The organism is Kitasatospora purpeofusca (genome assembly GCF_036010405.1).
GTDB classification, from domain to species: Bacteria; Actinomycetota; Actinomycetes; order Streptomycetales; family Streptomycetaceae; genus Kitasatospora; species Kitasatospora purpeofusca.
In genome coordinates this window covers 8,380,734-8,397,500 of record NZ_CP108561.1, presented here as the reverse complement: position 1 = coordinate 8,397,500, position 16,767 = coordinate 8,380,734, and the positions used below count along the sequence as shown (strand labels likewise).

The 16,767-nt window shown below is 73.1% G+C and carries 15 protein-coding genes and 1 riboswitch; of the genes, 7 read left to right on the top strand and 8 right to left on the bottom strand.

The annotated features are described in order from the left end of the window. Positions 1-476 precede the first annotated feature (476 nt). A complete protein-coding gene (locus OG715_RS36525; protein ID WP_030396176.1) occupies positions 477-1,190 on the bottom strand; it encodes an IclR family transcriptional regulator in 714 nt (237 codons plus the stop codon). A 194-nt stretch (positions 1,191-1,384) separates the two neighbouring features. Further along, positions 1,385-1,527, bottom strand: a riboswitch (SAM riboswitch). Between the two features lie 118 nt (positions 1,528-1,645). Here OG715_RS36525 and OG715_RS36520 point away from each other — a divergent pair. Next, positions 1,646-2,377, top strand: coding sequence for a DUF1963 domain-containing protein (locus OG715_RS36520; protein WP_266272985.1), 732 nt, complete (start codon positions 1,646-1,648; stop codon positions 2,375-2,377). A 39-nt stretch (positions 2,378-2,416) separates the two neighbouring features. Here OG715_RS36520 and OG715_RS36515 read toward each other — a convergent pair whose 3' ends face one another. Beyond that, the gene (locus OG715_RS36515) at positions 2,417-2,974 is read right to left on the bottom strand and encodes a TetR family transcriptional regulator (RefSeq protein WP_266272986.1); all 558 of its coding nucleotides are present in this window, start codon (positions 2,972-2,974) and stop codon (positions 2,417-2,419) included. Between the two features lie 140 nt (positions 2,975-3,114). Here OG715_RS36515 and OG715_RS36510 point away from each other — a divergent pair, with 140 nt between their 5' ends. Continuing rightward, complete coding sequence (locus OG715_RS36510) at positions 3,115-5,988, top strand: helix-turn-helix transcriptional regulator (RefSeq protein WP_266274573.1); 2,874 nt, start codon at positions 3,115-3,117, stop codon at positions 5,986-5,988. A 46-nt stretch (positions 5,989-6,034) separates the two neighbouring features. On the opposite strand, the gene OG715_RS36505 is transcribed toward OG715_RS36510, so the two are convergent. Beyond that, positions 6,035-6,508, bottom strand: a complete 474-nt coding sequence (locus OG715_RS36505; RefSeq protein ID WP_266272987.1) for a hypothetical protein — start codon at positions 6,506-6,508, stop codon at positions 6,035-6,037. A gap of 407 nt (positions 6,509-6,915) precedes the next feature. Next, positions 6,916-7,356, bottom strand: coding sequence for a VOC family protein (locus OG715_RS36500; protein WP_266272989.1), 441 nt, complete (start codon positions 7,354-7,356; stop codon positions 6,916-6,918). Positions 7,357-7,569: 213 nt separating this feature from the next. Between OG715_RS36500 and OG715_RS36495 the strand changes: the two genes are divergently transcribed. Beyond that, complete coding sequence (locus OG715_RS36495) at positions 7,570-8,256, top strand: alpha/beta fold hydrolase (RefSeq protein WP_266272990.1); 687 nt, start codon at positions 7,570-7,572, stop codon at positions 8,254-8,256. Between the two features lie 34 nt (positions 8,257-8,290). On the opposite strand, the gene OG715_RS36490 is transcribed toward OG715_RS36495, so the two are convergent. Together OG715_RS36490 and OG715_RS36485 are read right to left on the bottom strand one after the other, a co-directional pair. After that, positions 8,291-9,007 (bottom strand): hypothetical protein, encoded by a 717-nt coding sequence (locus OG715_RS36490; RefSeq protein WP_266272991.1) that lies wholly within the window; start codon positions 9,005-9,007, stop codon positions 8,291-8,293. Positions 9,008-9,085: 78 nt separating this feature from the next. Beyond that, positions 9,086-9,535 (bottom strand): MarR family winged helix-turn-helix transcriptional regulator, encoded by a 450-nt coding sequence (locus tag OG715_RS36485; RefSeq protein WP_266272992.1) that lies wholly within the window; start codon positions 9,533-9,535, stop codon positions 9,086-9,088. A 108-nt stretch (positions 9,536-9,643) separates the two neighbouring features. On the opposite strand from OG715_RS36485, the gene OG715_RS36480 reads away from it, so the two are divergent. Further along, complete coding sequence (locus tag OG715_RS36480; protein ID WP_266272993.1) at positions 9,644-10,048, top strand: nuclear transport factor 2 family protein; 405 nt, start codon at positions 9,644-9,646, stop codon at positions 10,046-10,048. Between the two features lie 16 nt (positions 10,049-10,064). On the opposite strand, the gene OG715_RS36475 is transcribed toward OG715_RS36480, so the two are convergent. Beyond that, positions 10,065-11,132 (bottom strand): AI-2E family transporter, encoded by a 1,068-nt coding sequence (locus OG715_RS36475; protein WP_323182208.1) that lies wholly within the window; start codon positions 11,130-11,132, stop codon positions 10,065-10,067. 341 nt (positions 11,133-11,473) lie between these two features. Between OG715_RS36475 and OG715_RS36470 the strand changes: the two genes are divergently transcribed. The 3 genes from OG715_RS36470 to OG715_RS36460 all read left to right on the top strand — a co-directional run bounded on the left by OG715_RS36470 (position 11,474) and on the right by OG715_RS36460 (position 15,942). Then, complete coding sequence (locus OG715_RS36470; protein ID WP_266272995.1) at positions 11,474-11,881, top strand: hypothetical protein; 408 nt, start codon at positions 11,474-11,476, stop codon at positions 11,879-11,881. A gap of 260 nt (positions 11,882-12,141) precedes the next feature. Next, positions 12,142-14,766, top strand: a complete 2,625-nt coding sequence (locus OG715_RS36465) for a hypothetical protein (protein WP_266272996.1) — start codon at positions 12,142-12,144, stop codon at positions 14,764-14,766. A 30-nt stretch (positions 14,767-14,796) separates the two neighbouring features. Further along, positions 14,797-15,942 carry a hypothetical protein gene (locus OG715_RS36460; RefSeq protein ID WP_266272997.1) on the top strand — a complete coding sequence of 382 codons (1,146 nt, stop codon included), beginning with the start codon at positions 14,797-14,799 and terminating at the stop codon, positions 15,940-15,942. A gap of 77 nt (positions 15,943-16,019) precedes the next feature. On the opposite strand, the gene OG715_RS36455 is transcribed toward OG715_RS36460, so the two are convergent. Then, positions 16,020-16,742 (bottom strand): LURP-one-related/scramblase family protein, encoded by a 723-nt coding sequence (locus tag OG715_RS36455; RefSeq protein ID WP_266272998.1) that lies wholly within the window; start codon positions 16,740-16,742, stop codon positions 16,020-16,022. Positions 16,743-16,767: the final 25 nt, after the last annotated feature.

Genomic DNA, 16,767 nt, shown 5'->3' with positions numbered 1-16,767 from the left:
GGCACGCTGTTGAGTTCTCAAGGAACGGACACTTCCTTCAGGCGGCTTTCACACCGGCCCTCCGGGCGCTTCGTTCTTTCGTTTTCCCAGCTTATCAGATGTTCTCCGTGCCGTTCCCGGCGCTTCCTTCATCCAACTCGCTGGTGTCTTCTGCGGCTTGACGCCCCGTCCGACGTTCCAAACTCTAGCCGACCCCCGCTCCGAAAAGCGAATCCGGCCGCAATCCCCACAAATGGACACGACAAAGAAACCCGAAGCCGGGTGACGATGTTATTTCCAGAGGATTGGCCGCCTCGGGACCGTCCGCGCTGTTGCGTGTCCGGTGCTCCCTGCCAGGCGACTGGGCGACAGTACTCCGCCTGAGCGCCCAGAACAAATCGCGCCCGGCCTGTCCCTCATCGCCACCAGCGCCGGGGGCGCGGACCGGCCTCGGCCTCGGTCGCGGGGCGGACGAACCTCCCCGCGACCGGGGTGCATCAGGTGACGCGGAGCGCCTCGGTGAGACGGTCGGCCGCCTCGACGACCGTCTGCGAGAGCAGGGCGCCGGGGTGGCGGGTGAGCCGTTCGATCGGACCGGAGACCGTGACGGCGGCCACCACCCGGTTGGCCGGGCCCCGGACCGGCGCGGAGACGGACGCGACGCCCAGCTCGCGTTCCCCGATCGACTGGGCCCAGCCCCGGCGCCGGACGCCGCTCAGCGCCGTCGCCGTGAAGCGGGCTCCCTGGAGGCCCCGGTGGAGCCGCTCGGGCTCCTCCCAGGCCAGCAGGACCTGGGCGGCGGCGCCGACCTTCATAGGGAGGGTGACCCCCACCGGGACGGTGTCGCGCAGGCCGGAGAGGCGCTCGGCGGCGGCCACGCAGATCCGGACGCCGCCCTGTCGGCGGTAGAGCTGGGCGCTCTCCCCGCTGACGTCGCGCAGCCGGGCGAGGACCGGGCCGGCTGCGGCCAGCAACCGGTCCTCCCCGGCGGCCGCCGAGAGCTCGCCGAGTCGGGGGCCGAGGATGAACCGGCCCTCCACGTCCCGGGCGACCAGCCGGTGCTGTTCGAGTGCGACGGCGAGCCGGTGCGCCGTGGGCCGGGCCAGGCCGGTCACCGCGACGAGTCCGGCCAGGGTGGCCGGACCGGCCTCCAGGGTGCCGAGGATCGAGGTGACCTTGTCGAGCACGCCGACGCCGCTCGTGTTCTCCATTGGATGTCTCCGTCTCAGGTCCCGCGAGCCGCCCGGGGCGCGCTCGCGGAGGCCCCCCGCGGGGAGCCGGGGGGTGGTCAGCGAGGGCGGGCCGCAGAAGACGGCCGATTGGCTGCGCCGGGCACGAGACGGGTACGCGAAAGGTCCGGGACGGGAAGCGCCCGGGGGAAGGACAGCACAGAGAGCACCGTGTCTCCTCATCTTTCCCGCGCCACATTGGCGACAGGCCGGAGTTGGCACTGATCCCGCACGGCACGGCGCGTACTTCGGACGCCGGGTCGAACGGGGAGCTGCCGGGGCTTCGTAGGGCCGGTCCCTCCACCCCTCTGGATGATTCGCGAGGAACGATACAAGACTCCCCCTCCCGCCCGCCAAGCCCGCCCCCCGACTGCGGCCGGGCAGTGCCGGCGGTGGCGGCCCTGCGCTGTCGGCGCGGTGTCCTACAGTCGGGCCGCATGACGACCTTGATCACCGAGGGCGGCCCGGTCGCGGCCGACGCGACGGTCACGCGCATCGGCGGCGTACCGCTCGCCCCGCCCGGCACCGCCTGGCCGTCCTGTGCCGATTGCGGCGGCCCGCTGCAGTTCCTCGCGCAGATCGTGCTGGACCGGTCCGGCGCCGCCGTCACCGGAGGTCCGGGGCGGAAGGACCGGCTGCTGGTGCTGTTCGCCTGCCAGAACCGTCCGGGTGTCTGCCAGGACTGGGAGGCCCGCTCGGGTGCCAACCTCGCGCTGGTCCTCCCGGCCCAGGGGCTGGTGCCGATCCCCCTTCCGGTGCCGACCGACCTCGACGAGGGCGAGGGCAAGGGCGAGGACCACAAGCCGGACGACCCCGACGAGTTCCAGGACGACGAGGACGACGAGGACGAGGTCCTGCTCCTCGGCGCCACCCGCGCCGCCGAACCCCAACTCCTCCCGGAAGCGCCGGACTTCGACAGTGCCCGCGCTGCCTGGGCGGCGCGGACCGGCCTCCCCCGGAACCACGTCCTCGGGCAGCTCAACGGCACACCGGCCTGGCTCCAGTACGACCGGACACCGAGCTGCGCGACCTGCGCGGAGCCGATGCGGCTCGCCGTCCAGCTCCAGGAGGGGCCCGATCCCCTCACCGCCATGAACTTCGGCAGCGGCCGGGCCTACGCCTTCACCTGCTCCCCCTGCACCGACGCGGCGTTCCTCTGGCAGTGCTGAACCCCGAGGAGCCCCGGAACGTCCCCGGCCCCGGCCGGTTCACTCCGCCAGGACGGTGGCGATGCGGCGGATCAGCTCACGGCTCCGCGCCCGGTCCGCGACGTCCACGACCGTCAGCACCTCCGGGTTCGCGGCCGCCCACAGCATCGCGACATGGACGAGCAGCGCGAACAGGACCTCGGGCTCGAACCGGGTCGAGACCCGGCCGTCGGCCTGCCCCCGGGCGATCTCGCCGCTGCGCCTGTGCACCTCGGCCACGGCGAGCTCGTTGAAGGCGTCGCCGTGCTCCAGCCGCTGCCAGGTGATGATCCGGGGCAGGTCCGGGTGCTCGGCGTAGAGCTCGCCCAGACCGGCCGCGAACCCGGGCAGGTCGTCCACGTCGAGCGGCACGCTCGCCACGATCTGGTCGACGATCCCGTTCCAGACCGCGTCGAACAGCCCGGCCTTGTTGCCGAAGTAGTGGTAGATCTGCGCCTTGTTGCTCCGCGCGGCGGCGGCGATGCGGTCGACGCGCGCGCCGTTCAGCCCGTGTGCGGCGAACTCGGCCCGGCCGGCCGCGATGAGTCTCCGCTTGGTGGCTTCGGCGTCGCGCTCCATGCACCCTGCTCCTAACTAACCGTTTACTTGACAGGTTCACCAGGGCCACAGTGTAATCAACTAACCGTCCAGTTGAATACGGTCGCGGTCGCGCGCCTTCGGGGCAGGGGAGGGAACCGGGCTTGGAACCGGGCATGGTGATGGTCGGTCGGGACGGCGAACGGGCGCGGCTGTCCGCGTTCGTCCTGGCCCCCGACGGACAGGCCCTGGTCCTCCGGGGCGAGGCCGGCGTCGGCAAGAGCACCCTGCTCGACCTGGCGGCGAGGCTCGCGGCCGAGGACGGGCAGCTGGTCGTCCGCGCCACCGGGGTCGAGGCGGAGAGCGGCCTGCCGCACGCCGGGCTGCACCAGCTCCTCTACCCGCTGCTCCCGACCTCCGACGACCGGCCGTCCGGCGGCCGCACCTCCGACGACCGGGCCTCCGACGGCCGGGCCTCCGACGGCCGGCCCTCCGATGCTCCGCCGCTGGGCGCCACCACCCGCGCCGCCTTCGACGCGGTCTTCGGTCGGCCCGACGGACCGCCACCGCCGGTCATGGCACTCGGCATCGCCGTCCTCGACCTGCTCTCCTGGACGGCCTCGAAGGGCCGCCCGGTGCTGCTCGTCCTCGACGACGGCCAGTGGCTGGACGAGGCCAGCGCCGAGGTGTGCGGCTTCGTCGGCCGCCGGCTGGCAGGCCGCCCCGGGGTCAAGCTCCTGGTGGCCGTCCGCGGCGACACCTCGTCGCCGTTCGACACCGCGGCGCTGCCGGAAGCCCCGATCGGCGCCCTCGCCGACGCGGACGCCACCCGCCTGCTGGACCTGCACCACCCGCGACTCGGCCGACAGGTCCGCGGGCTCGTCCTGGAACAGGCCGGCGGCAACCCGCTCGCCCTGCTGGAACTGCCCGCCCACCTCGCCGACGGACCGGGCGACCGGGCCGGCCAGGACCTCCTCGGCCTGCACGGCGTACCGCTCCCCCGGCGGATCCAGGGGATCTACGCCGCCCGCCTCGCCCGCCTCGGCGACAGCGTCCGGGCCGAACTGCTCCGGGGCGCCCTCGACGGAGCGGCGGCCCGGCCCGGCGACGGCCCGGCACCGATCGCGCGCTACCGCATGCGCGAGGTCGACGAGGCCGTCGCCTGCGGCCTGCTGGTCGTCGAACCGGGCGCCGGCGAGTTCGCGTTCCGGCACCCGCTGGTGCGGTCGAGCGTCGTCCAGCTCGCCACGCCCGACCAACGCCGCGCCGCCCACCGGGTGCTGGCGCAGCTGCACCGGGAGTACCCGGAACGGCGCGCCATCCATCTGGCCGCCGCCACCGTCGACCCCGAGGAAGGCGTGGCCGCCGACCTGGAGGCCGCCGCCCGGTCGGCCACCCGGCGCGGCGGCGCGCGGCTGGCCGTCTCCTGGCTGACGCGCGCCGCTGAACTGAGCGAGACCCGGGTCGACCGGTCCCGGCGGCTCGACGAGGCGGCGTACGTCGCCGGGCAGACGGACCACCTCGGCCGGGCGCGCAGCCTCGCGCTGGCCGCCGCCCCCGGCACGGACGAGAGCCCCGCCGCCGTGCTCGCCGACTCCTACCTGGCGCTGTACCGGGACGGCGAGGTCAGGGCCACCCACCGCCGGATCGTCGCGGCCGTCGAGCGGCTCCGGGACTCCCCCGACCGGGCCGGCCAGCACGGCCCCGACCTCCCCGGCCGAGGACCCGACCGCCCCGACGAGGTGCTCGACCGGCTCGTCAGCCTCCTGCTCGCCGTCAGCCAGTACGCCGGGGACCGCGCCACCTGGCGGCGCACCCACGAGGTCCTCGCCACCCTCGGCGACCTCGCCACTGAACGCGCGTGGATGTACGGCAGCACCTGGAGCGACGTCGTCCGGCACGGCGCCGGCTGGTCCCGGCGGGTGGAGCGGGCCGCCGCCGGCCTGGAGGACCAGGACCCGTGGGACGTCACCCGCCTCGCTGTATCGGCCTACCACCTCGACGTCCTGAGCCCGCTGCGCCCGTACCTGGAGCGCGTCGTGGACCGCGAACTCGACACGGGCGCCATGTCCAGCGGCATCGTCATGCTGCACCTGGTCCTGCTCGACCAACTCGCGCTCGGCCAGTGGGACGCCGCCGAACGCACCGGGCACCGCGCCCTCGCCCTCGCCACCGAACGCGGCCACGGCCTCTTCGCCCACCAGACCCGGGCCTACCTCGCCCAACTCGCCGCCGTACGCGGCCGGACGGCGGAGGCCCGCGAGCTGCAGACCGCCGTCGTGGCGTGGGCCCGACCGCGCGGCGTCGGATTCCTGACCCAGATCGCCGACGCCGTCGGCGCCACCGCCGCACTGAGCGCCGGCGACTACGAGACCGCGTTCCTGCACGCCATCGGCATCACGGCGCCGGGAGCGTTCCGGCCCTACGCCTACCAGGCCTCGCGGACCCTGCTCGACCTCGTCGAGGCGGCCCTGCACACCGGCCGCGCCGAGCAGGCCCGGGCCCACGCGCTGGCCGCGAGGGACGCCGGCCTGCCCGACCTCTCCCCCCGGCTGGCCCTGATCACCCACGGCGCCCTGGCCATGACGGCCGAGGACGACACCGAGGCCTCGGCCCACTACGCCCGCGCCCAGTCCCACCCGGCCGCCGAGCGCTTCCCGTTCGAACTGGCCCGGATCCGGCTCGCCCACGGCATCGCCGTCCGCCGCCTCCACGGCGCCGCGGCCGCCCGGCTCCCGCTCACCCAGGCCGCGAAGACCTTCGACCGCCTGGGTGCCCCCGCCTGGGCCGCCCGCGCCCACGCCGAACTCCGGGCCGCCGGCGTCGCACCCCACACCCCCGCCCCCGCCTCGGTCCCGCTGACCTGGCAGGAACGCCGCGTCGCCGAACTCGCCGCCGGAGGCCTGACCAACAAGGAGATCGGCGAACAGATGCGCCTCTCCCCCCGCACCGTCAGCGCCCACCTCTACCGTGCCTTCCCCAAGCTCGGCATCACCACCCGCGCCGCCCTCCGCGACGCCCTCACCCGCGTCTCCCAACCGGCCCCGGCGCCCTGAGCAGCCCTCCCCACGACCTCTCCGGCCGGGCTCCGGTCGGCTCCGGTCAGCTCGGACCGGAGCCGAAGGACCGCAGTTCGTAGGCATCGCCGCCCAACGACGGGTCGGACAGCTTGCTGAGCACGGACGCCACCGGGCCGGACCGGAGGAGCGGACTGTAGATCTGAATCCCCCCGGCGGCCGCGAAGGCGGTGTCGACCCGCGGCTTCATGCCGTCCAGCCAGGCCTTGGCCGCCGCCGGTCGCGCTCCCGGATGGTCCAGGCCGGCGCAGTCCCGGAGGAAGGCGGCCTGCTTCGCGGCCGTGGCGGTCACCTGGCAGGTCAGGTAGATCAGCTCGCCGTCGAAGGACCAGAGCGTGGCGATCCACATCACGGTGTCCCCGTGCCGGACGACGCCCGAGGAGTGCCAGACCGGCGGCCGGCCGGGGAAGTCGATCCGCTCCCGTTCCTTCGGAGTGATGCCCCAGGTGGCGGCGAGGCGGCTCACGTACGCCCCGCCGGTGTATCCGGGCCCGATCACCTGGCTCGTGACCTCCGGGACAGTGGCGGCGGCCGTCGGCTCGGTGGGCCAGTCCTCCAGGCCCCGCTGCGCCGAGGCGGAGGCAGAGACAGAGGCGGAGGCGGAGGCAGAGGCGGACGGCGCCGCCGCGCTCGTCGGGGGCGGCGCCGTCGGCTCCGGCCCCGAACCGTCCGGGACCGAGCTTCTACCGCCCGAGAGCGAGCATCCGGCCAGGGCGAGGAGAACCGCTCCCCCCACAACCACCCGCGCCGCCGAACGACCGGGCACCACCGAACACCACGACATGCCGTTCGCACCGCCCGCCACTCAGGAAGAGCCCCACTGTAGCCAGCACCGCACCACCGCGCCGCGAATTACCGCCGGCCGGCCGTCGAGCCCAACTACCGCAGGTGAAGCACCCGGTGGGGTCAGCCGAGTTCCTCGGCAAGGCCGACGACGATGCCCTCGGGGCCCCGGACGTAGCAGAGCCGGTAGACGTTCTCGTACTGGACGATCTCGCCGACGAGTTCGCCGCCGCGGGCGCGCAGGCGGGTGACGACGTCCTCGATGTCGTCGACGGCGAACATGACGCGGCGCAGGCCGAGCGTGTTCGCCGGGGCGTCCCTCGGTTCGGGCGTGATCGCCTTCGGCCGGTGGAACCTCGCCAGCTCCACCCGGCCGGGGCCGTCCGGGACCCGCAGCATCGCGACGTCCTGGCGGACGTCGCGGAGTCCGATGACCCGCTCCGCCCCTGGCCAGTCCAGCGGCCCCGACCCCTCCAGTTCCATCCCCAGCTCGACGAAGAACGCGACGACGGCGTCGAGGTCCTCGACGACGATGAGGACGTTGTCCATGCGCCGGATCGCCATGCGGGGCCTCCTGGGTGGGTGCGGAACTCCGGCCACGGTAACCGCCGGACGGCCGCGGCCCCGGTCCGGCCACCCGTTCGGATGCACCGTACGCCCGGCTGGGGGCGCGGACGTCCGGGGCACGCCCGAGGCTGGAGTGGGCTTCGGCCCGCACGGTTTCCGGCACGCCTCGACGGCTTCCGGCACGGCTCGACATCGACGCAGGAGGACATCATGACGACCAAGGCCAGCATCGTCTTCGCCCACGGACTCTGGGCCGACGGCTCGTGCTTCAACAAGCTCGTCCCCACCCTCCAGGCCGAGGGCCGTACGGTGTCGTGCTCGCAGCACGGCCTCGACTCGCTGGCGGGCGACGTCGCCTGCGTCACCCGCTCCATCGAGCACGTGCCCGGCCCGGTGGTGCTGGTCGGGCACTCCTACGGCGGCACCCTGATCACCAAGGCCGGCGTGCACGACCGCGTGGGCGCGCTGGTCTACATCGCCGCACTCGCCCCCGACGAGGACGAGACCTCGCAGGACCAGCAGAACAAGTTCCCCGGCACACCCGTCTTCGGGAGCCTCGACATCTCGGGCGGCCGGATCTGGCTCACCGAGGCGGGCATCGGCGACTTCTGCGGCGATCTGCCGGCGGAGGAGCAGCAGCTCGTCCTGGCGACGGGCGCCGTACCGGTCCCGGACCTGTTCAGTCAGCAGGTGCCCGGCACCGCCTGGCGCACGAAGCCCAGCTGGTACATCGTCGCGAACAACGACCGCACCGTGAACCCGGACCTGGAGCGGGCGGCCGCCGAACGCATGGGCGCGAAGACCTTCGCCGTCGACAGCAGCCATGTGCCGATGCTCTCCCACCCGGACTTCGTGCTCGACGTCATCCGCGACGCCGCACGGAGCCTCGCGGCGTAGCGCCCGGTCCCTCGGCCCGCACCTGCTGCCCCGGTCACCCGGCCCGCACCTTGCGCTCCGGTCGGCCGGTCTCCGGGTCGAGGGCGACCACGAACACCTCACCGCGCCGGGTGACGAGCCGGATCCGGTCCGGGCCGTCCCACTCCGCCGAGGCCAGCGCGTTCGCGGCGTTGACACCGTCGAAGAAGCCGGCCGGCCACCGCTGCGCGGTCAGCCCGGAGCCCTCGTCCACGGAGACCCGCCACATCGGCTCGATCGTCGAGGCGCCCTCGTGGATCACCAGGCTGCGGTCCGGCCGGCCCGGCGCCGGCCGGTCCGCGGTCTTCTCCGGCATGTCGCCGAACATCAGCATCACGAGGGGTGATGTCAACATCGCGCCGGTGAGGAACAGGGTGATCAGCACTGCCCTGACCGGCACGGAGAGGATCCCGATCAGGATCGCGAGGCTGGTCAGCACCACGATCGCGGCGCCGACGGACCGCGGGTGGTAGGAGACCTCGACGAGCACCGCCGGCCCTCCGTCAACGCCGGCCAGCATCCCCTCGTACATCAGCGCGACCAGCAGCGCGACCGGCACCAGCAGTCCGAGCGCGACGAGCCGATGCCTGCCGCGCGACCAGCGGCGCCGGGCCGGGGGCGCGGATTCCTGCGGCACCGCCTCCGGCCGACGGTCCGGCGCCGGCTTCTCGGCCGGCCGCCCGCTGTGCTCGTCCGCTGTCCCGCTCTCGCGGACCGTTCCGTCATCGTCCACTGTCCCGCCCCCGGTCATGACACCCCTGTCGCATCGGTCGATCCCCGCGGAGAGGCTATCGGGCAGCGGCCGCCGGGGTCAGTCGGGGGCGAACGGACCCTCGTCGAGGAAGCGGCGCAGCAGGCAGGCGAAGGTCCGCGCGTCCGCCGGGGGCCAGCCGGCGAGGGAGGTCTCGATGTCGGCGGCCAGCCGTCGGCGGGTCACGGCGACGATGTCGTCGCCGTCGGCGGTGAGCGCGAGCAGGGTCGCGCGGCCGTCGGCCGGGTCGGGGCGGCGTTCGAGCAGGCCGGTCCGTTCCAGGCGGTCGGCGCGGCGGGTGACGGTGGTGCGGTCGAGCCCGATCTCGCGGCCGAGGTCGGCGGCGCTGAGCGGGCCGGTGCGGGCGAGGCCGCTGAGGACCGGGTAGGTGAGGTCGTCGACCGCCTCCCCCAGTCCCTCGGTCAGCCGGGCGTGGAGGTTGGTACGGGTGCTGCGCCGGAGGAGCAGCCCGAGGGCCTCGGCGATGTCCTGTCCTGTCGAATCGTTCACCCCTCCAGATTAGCGTGCGCGGGGCACGCTTCCCTGCTACAGTCATAAGCGTGCTCAAGGCACGCATCGAGTGTCAGGGAGACACTCGCCACCCCACCGGAGGAACCCGTGAACGCCACCGCCACCCGCACCGACATCCGCGCCGCCCTCACCGACCTCCTCCTCACCCCGGGCCTCGACCTCGACGAGGCCGCCGACCGGCACTTCGCCCCCGACTACCGCCAGCGCACCGACGGCAGCTGGGCGGACCGCACCGAGTTCCTCGCCCACATCGCCCACCTGCGCACGGTCGTCGCCGGCGGATCGGTCGCGGTGCACGACGAGCTCACCGACGGCGACCGCTACGCCGACCGGCACACCATGGAGGTCGTCAAGAACGACGGCTCCACCGTCCGGATGGAGGTCTACGTCTTCGCCGAGTTCGCCGCCGACGGCCGCTTCCGCCGCATCGAGGAGACCACCCTCATGCTGGAGGGCAGCGACGCCGACCGGAACCTCGGCAGCGCCCGCTGAACCGCTCCGGCCCGGGTCACCGGCGCCGCCCCACCGGCACCGAGGCCGCGGCCCCCGTCTCCTCCCCCTCTGCCGGACCGCGCCGGTCGGCGTAGACCGCCCAGAGCACCGAGACCAGGGGCACCGCGACCACGGCGCCGATGACCCCCGCCGCGATACTGCCCGCGAGCACCGAGACGGCGACCACCACCGGGTGCAGGCTGACCGCCCTGCTCATCACCAGCGGGTGGAGCAGATGGCCCTCGATCTGCCCGATCACCACGATCAGCAGCAGCACGACGATCGCGATCACCGGCCCCCGGGCGGCCAGGGCCACCACCGAGGCGACCAGCATCGCGATCGGCGAGCCGACCAGCGGGACGAAGGAGGCGAAGAACTCCAGCACCGTCAACGGCAGGGCCAGCGGCACGTCCAGGAAGTACAGGGCGATGCCGACCATCACCGCATTGGTCGCGGCGACGACGAAGATGCCCCGGGTGTAGCCGGCGAAGGTCCGCCAGGCGACCCGGCCGCCCCGGTCGAGGTGCGCCCCGGCGGCGGCCGGGAACTGGGAGGCGGTCCACTGCCACATCCGGTCCCCGGAGTGCAGGAAGAACACCGACATGAAGACCGCCAGCGCGGCCCCCGTGCCCACCTCGACCAGCCGCCCGGCGCCGCTGAGGGCCGTGCTGATCAGCGTCGAGCGGTGCTCGGCGACGAAGTCGGCGACCTTCCGCTGGAGGTCGTCGAAGGTCGAGGGATCGAGGTGGAGCGGCGCGCCCTCCAACGCCTTCTCCAGGCGGTCCAGACCGCCCTGGAACTCCCGGCTCAGCCGGTCCACGTCGGCCGCCACGGTCTCGCCGATCAGCGCGAGCAGGCCGGCCGGCACCAGGATCGCGACGGCCAGGCCGATCAGCACGGCGAACGGACGCGGGACGACCCGCACGGCCAGATCGACCAGCGGCCGGACCACCGAGGTGATCACCAGCGCGAGGAAGGCCGCCAGCGTGATCAGGTGGAACCGCCCCAGCACCGTCAGCACCAGGTACGCGGCCACCGCGACGGCGAGCAGCCGCCAGGCGTAGTCGGAGAGCCGACGCAGCACAGGACCCGCACCGGTCGCCGGGCCGGTCGCCGCACCGGTCGCCGGGCCGACCGGACGCCGCGGGCCGGTCCGCCTCACCGGCATGCCGCACCGCCGACCGGCGCGGAGCGCCTTCCGGGAAGTCCTCCGGTACTGCTGGGGTGCGAGAGCGGCATGAACCCTGGATAGCGGGTCCAGCACCCCTGCGGCGCGCTCCCGCGCCGACGGGCACCCACCCGGCCGATCGGGCGGGACTGGTTGCACGACGGGCCGCGCCGAACGGCACCGAACACCCTTTCCCCTCACAACAGCCCGACTAGGCTTGCCCGGACAGGACAGTGTTCGAACGAGGGGGGACCACCATGTCGTACGCGATCGGTGCCAGGGTGAACCTGACCAGGGACGTGCCGGTCACCGCCGACGGCAGGGCCGCCGGCCTCGGCGCCCCCGGCCCCCTCTCCCTCGCCGGCGGCCTGGCGGGCACCGTCACCGGCGCCGGCCAGGCCTCCGCCGGCACCACTGGCACCACTGGGACCGCCGACGCCCTCCGCGCCGGCTTCGAGGAACAGGTCCGCGGCGCCCGCCTGGACAGCTTCGCAACCGCCCTGGTCGACGACCTCCGCCAACGCGTCATCGCCGCCACAGGCCCCGGAACCGGATTCGATGCCGGGGCCGGTACCGCCCCCGGAACCGGCACCGGCTACCGGGTCCGCTTCGACAACGGCTTCATCCTCGACGGCCTCGACGAATCCGCCCTGGCCCCGGCCTGACCACCCACCCCGCTGCGCCCGGCCCGCCGTACCCCGCCCGCGACCGCCCGACGCCGACGGTGCGCCCGCCCGGGCCAGGATCCGGCCGCGCCCGCGCGCCGAGGCGCGGGACGGGGCAACGAGGGCGACACACCGTGGCGGTGTCACTCGATGAGGTGACAGTCAAGGCCGGGGCCTGGCCATCGCCGGGACGGGATTCCTAGGCTTGGCCTGCCTGAATCCTGACCGCTCGCCAGATCGACGCGTCCGGGAGGACGACCATGTCCGATCACGCATCCGAGCCCGCCACAACCGTCGGCCACCCGCCGTCCGCCGCTCCACCGGCTCCCCCGATTCCCCCGGCCGACCCTTCGCCCGTGCTGGTGCCGGCCTCCCGGCACATTCCCAAGGCCACCCTGGTGGCACTGGACATCACACCGCCGTCCGGCGGACAGGCGTTGCTCAAGCACAGCTTCGCCCATCAACTCGCGCTGCGCACGGGCGAGGTGGAGGCCACCGGGCTCCCGGCCGGAGCGACGCTGGCCCGACTTCTCACCGGCTACGAGGAGGGTTCGGCCGAACCGCCGGGGCCGGCGCCGTTCGCCGACGTTCCGGTCGACGAACTCGTCGCCTTCGGCCTCGCGGTCGCACAACTGCGCCGCGAAGCGAGCGGCGGGCGGGACGGGGACGCGCACGCCGACCGGGCCGTCGTCGCCGTCCAGAACCTGGTGTTCAACACACGCTCCAGCCGGCTGAGCATGCTCAACCTGGAGCGCCTGGAGATGGCGCCGGCCGGCATCCAGCGCGGTGAGCTGATCGCCACCATCCCGTTGGCGCCGCTGGAGGAGACGGCCGTCACCCACAAGGAGTGGTCGGTCACCTCCCGGGAGTTCACCTCCATCGTGACGGACTCGCTGGAGAGCTACAGCGAGACGGGAGTCACCGACAACACCGAGCTCTCCCAGTCCACCGCCAGCCAGCAGCAGCACTCCAACCAGTTCAACATCACCGGCACCGTGTCCGGCGGCATCCCGGTGATCAACGGCTCGGCCTCGTCCGGGTTCACCGCCCAGGACAGCTCCTCCACCTCCGCGTCGGAGAGCCGCAAGCACGCCTCCGGGCTGACCCAGAAGGCGTCCTCGCGGGCCAAGCAGGAGCACAAGGTCACCATCTCCACCCTGACCGTCACCGGCACCGAGGAGACCACCACCCGGACGGTGAAGAACCCGAGCCAGACGCAGGCGGTCCGGATCGACTACTTCAGCCTGCTGCGCACCTGGCGGGTCCGGCTCTACCGGTACGGGCTGCGGGCGGCGTACGACATCGTGGTGCCGGAGCCCTCCGCCGCGATCCGCAAGGACTACGTCGAACTGGCCGCGCTGCGGGCCGCCCTCGGCCCGTTCGTCTTCAACCTGCCGCACGACGACATCACCGACGACGTCCGCCCGGCGGACCAGGCGCCCGGGTTCCCGCCCAACCGCAAGCACTACCGCTACCTCGGCGATCTGTACGGCGTGCAGGTGCCGGACCCGCCCGAGGCCACCAAGGAGCTCTTCCCCAACGACAACGTGCCGGCCGGCGGCGGCTGGCACTTCTACCCGATGCGCTTCCGGATCGAGGACGGCTACGCCGTCTCGGCCGTGACGGCGGAGTTCCACCTCGGCATGCTCGCCGACAACCCGCGGATGCACTACGGCGTGGAGGGCAGCGGCTTCGAGAAGGACTCCGGGGATCCGCTGCACGACGCCGTGGTGCTCAGCGACCCGCCGTACAACGCCTTCAAGGGCCGCACCGGCGAGCAGAACGTGCTGATCTTCCTCCATGACGTCGGTCCCGCCTGGGTGGGTCTGAAGGTCACCACCGCCCGGACGCCCGAGCTGTTCTCCCGCTGGCAGTCCCAGGTGTGGAACATGCTGCACGACGCCGCGCAGACCAGGTACCTCGCCGAGCAGCAGGACATCGCCAACCGGATCTCCGCCCTGGAGGACCGCCTCGCCGGGGTGGACACCCTCACCCTGCGGCGCGAGGAGAACGACGAGATCATGAAGTGCGTGCTCCGCCATCTCCTGGGCACCGAGTACGAGTTCATGACTCCCGGCGCGGTGGACGCGCTCCGCGCGGCGGGCGTGGACACCGCTCACGGCGCCGGGTTCGCACCGGGGGTGCTCAAGCCGCCGGACGGCGCCTGGGCCCGGCTGAGGCGCCACGAGGACCTGGTCCGCTTCGTCAACCAGGCCGTGGAGTGGGAGAACGTGGTGACCTTCCTCTACTCCTACTTCTGGGACGCCCCCGACTCCTGGGACTTCATCCGCCACATCCGCCACCCCGACCCCACCCGGCAGGCCTTTCTGCGGGCCGGCGGCGCGCGCATCGTGCTGACCATCCGCAAGGGCTGGGAGGACGCCTGGGTGCGGTTCTGCGAGGGCGGCTTCAAGGACGCCGACATCCCCGCCGACCACCCCTACCTGACCGTCGCGCAGGAGATCGCCGCCTACGACGACCGCTACTACCCCGGCATCCCGCCGGCCAACCCGGGCCGCGGCACCGTCCGGATCGAGGACACCGTGAGCACCGAGTGCTCGACCGCCATCGGGCCCAACCCGGCCAACCCCTCGCTGCCGGTGACCGTCCCGGTCACCTCCAGCCGGGGCTTCACCGTCGGCGCGCCGGTCGTGATCGACTCCACCCGCCACCGCGACCTCCAGGAGACCTGCACGGTCGTGGCGGTCCCCGACCCCGGCCGACTGACCGTCGACCGGCTGCTGCACCGGCACGACGGCACCGTGACGCCGGTTCCCGTCGTCCAGCCCGGGGAGAAGGGCGAGCTGATCGCCGAGTGGAACGAGTACACCCCGTCCTCCGGCACCGACATCCAACTCAACACCAATCTCCCGCAGATGAGCTGAGCCGGGGGAAGCCGAGCGCTGGAGGTCCTGATGGAGGTCGGGGTCAACTACCCCTGGATGCGCAACGACCCGATCACCATCGGGCCCAACATCCACGAGAAGGGCAGACCGCATCCGTGGCAGGCGGCCGGCTCCGACCTGGACCGGAACCTCGCCACCCTGCGCGGCCTCGGCGTCACCGTGGTGCGGATGTGGCTGATGGCGCACGGCGTCAACTACGACGGCACCGTGTTCTGCGTCAGCGCCCTCAACGGGGCCGCCCGCTGGCGGTTCGAACCGCCGCAGCGGCTCCACCCGAAGTTCCTCGACGACGTGGAGGAGCTCCTGGTGAAGTTCGAGAAGGCGGACATGCGGATCATCCCGGTCCTCCTCGACTTCGGCTTCTTCGACGAGCCGGAGGCCTGGTCGCTGAAGTACTTCGGCCCCGGGCCACCCACCCCCACCGACCTCAACTACGGGCGCGGCCGGCGGGCCGTGGCCGAGGACCGGAACCTCCGGGCGACCTTCGTCAACGGCACCGTCAAGCCGCTGGTCGCGGCGATCGCGAAGCACCGCAGGGTCGTTCACGCCGTGGACGTCGTCAACGAGCCGTACTGGTGCGTCAGCCCGATCACGGGCGCCCTCTTCGGCCAGACCGTCAATCAGGAAGCGCTCACCGCGCTCATGCGGGACTGCGTCGCGGCCGTGGAGGCGGCCGGCCTGCCGTCCACCGTCGGGCACCGCTTCCACCGGGACATCGCCAACGTCTTCGGCAGCGTCAAGGTGACCCGCCCGCAGTTCCACTACTACGCCTCGCTCCCGGGGGTGGACGCCCTGCCGGTGCTCTGCGGCCTGAGCGGCCCGCGCCCGTTCCTCGGCGAGTTCGGCTGCATCACCGGCGGCGAACTGGACGCCCTGCAGCGGGACGCCGCCGCCCGCGGCGACAAGGTGGTGCTCGACCAGATCGGGCCGATGCGCCGCACCCAGAACCCCTGGCCGGTTCTCCAGCAGTCCCGCAAGACCCAGGCGCCGGGCGCCGTCCTCACCGAACGCCTGGACTGGCTCGCCGACTTCGGCTACGAACTGGCGCTGGTCTGGCCCAACGCCGTCCTCCCCGACCCCGGTCGCGAGGACCTCAAGTTCGACGCCCTGCGGCGCTCCCAGATCGCGGAGTTCACCCGGCGCCGCCCCCACTGAGTCCGTCGCGTGCGTTGTCCGTGCCCCACCCCCGGACGGAGGGGCGGGGCACGGACGACGACGGGTCGCGGTGACGGCTAGCCGAGGCCGCGGGCGTCCTGCTTCAGCGCGGTGTCCACGGTCAGCGCGGTCGCCACGACCAGGCTGAGCAGCGGGTCGGCGAGCGGGCGGTGGATCTGGAGCACGTAGTTGTCGGCCGTGGTGAACATCGTCTTCGCCAGGCCCTCCCAGGTCTTGGTGATCCGGGCGATCTCGGTGTCCGTCTCGTCGACGATGGAGAAGTTCCAGGCCCGCCAGTTCTCGGCCTTGACGGCGCCGACCTTCTGGCCGCCGACCTCCAGCGCGAAGTTGATCTTCCCGATGGCGTTCTGCTGAACGATCTGGCCGACCTCCTGACCGTTCGGAAGCTGCACGATCACCCGCGACTTGATGAACTTCGCCGGGCGGGTCAGCAGCAGCACCGGGGCACCGTGCGCGTCCCGGATCTCCAGCTTGTGGGTCAGGTACTGGTCGAGCGAGGTGAGCAGCCGTATCGCCTTGCGCAGAGCGCCCTGGCCGACCTGGACCACCGAGCCCAGCGTGGCGCCCTGCTGGTCGAAGACGGCGTACTCGTTGGTGAGCTCGATCAGCTTGGCCTTCTGGTTCACCACCAGGACGGGCTCGGAGAAGAGGGTGCCGCCGCCACCGGAGACCGGTCCGACGCCCGCCTGCTGCTGCACCTGGCGCTGCACCTTGGCGGAGTCGCCGACCGGAGCGGCCGGCTGCCCGGGGATACCGGGAGTGTTCGTGTTCTGGGACATGGCGGGCAGGCTAGGCCCAAACCTC

Bases quoted from the DNA above. Each gene is read 5' to 3' on its own strand.
- OG715_RS36455 (WP_266272998.1), bottom strand. From the start codon at position 16,742: ATGTCCCAGAACACGAACACTCCCGGTATCCCCGGGCAGCCGGCCGCT.
- OG715_RS36465 (WP_266272996.1), top strand. From the start codon at position 12,142: ATGTCCGATCACGCATCCGAGCCCGCCACAACCGTCGGCCACCCGCCG.
- OG715_RS36460 (WP_266272997.1), top strand. From the start codon at position 14,797: ATGGAGGTCGGGGTCAACTACCCCTGGATGCGCAACGACCCGATCACC.
- OG715_RS36515 (WP_266272986.1), bottom strand. From the start codon at position 2,974: ATGGAGCGCGACGCCGAAGCCACCAAGCGGAGACTCATCGCGGCCGGC.
- OG715_RS36470 (WP_266272995.1), top strand. From the start codon at position 11,474: ATGTCGTACGCGATCGGTGCCAGGGTGAACCTGACCAGGGACGTGCCG.
- OG715_RS36520 (WP_266272985.1), top strand. From the start codon at position 1,646: ATGACGACCTTGATCACCGAGGGCGGCCCGGTCGCGGCCGACGCGACG.
- OG715_RS36495 (WP_266272990.1), top strand. From the start codon at position 7,570: ATGACGACCAAGGCCAGCATCGTCTTCGCCCACGGACTCTGGGCCGAC.
- OG715_RS36510 (WP_266274573.1), top strand. From the start codon at position 3,115: ATGGTCGGTCGGGACGGCGAACGGGCGCGGCTGTCCGCGTTCGTCCTG.
- OG715_RS36500 (WP_266272989.1), bottom strand. From the start codon at position 7,356: ATGGCGATCCGGCGCATGGACAACGTCCTCATCGTCGTCGAGGACCTC.
- OG715_RS36525 (WP_030396176.1), bottom strand. From the start codon at position 1,190: ATGGAGAACACGAGCGGCGTCGGCGTGCTCGACAAGGTCACCTCGATC.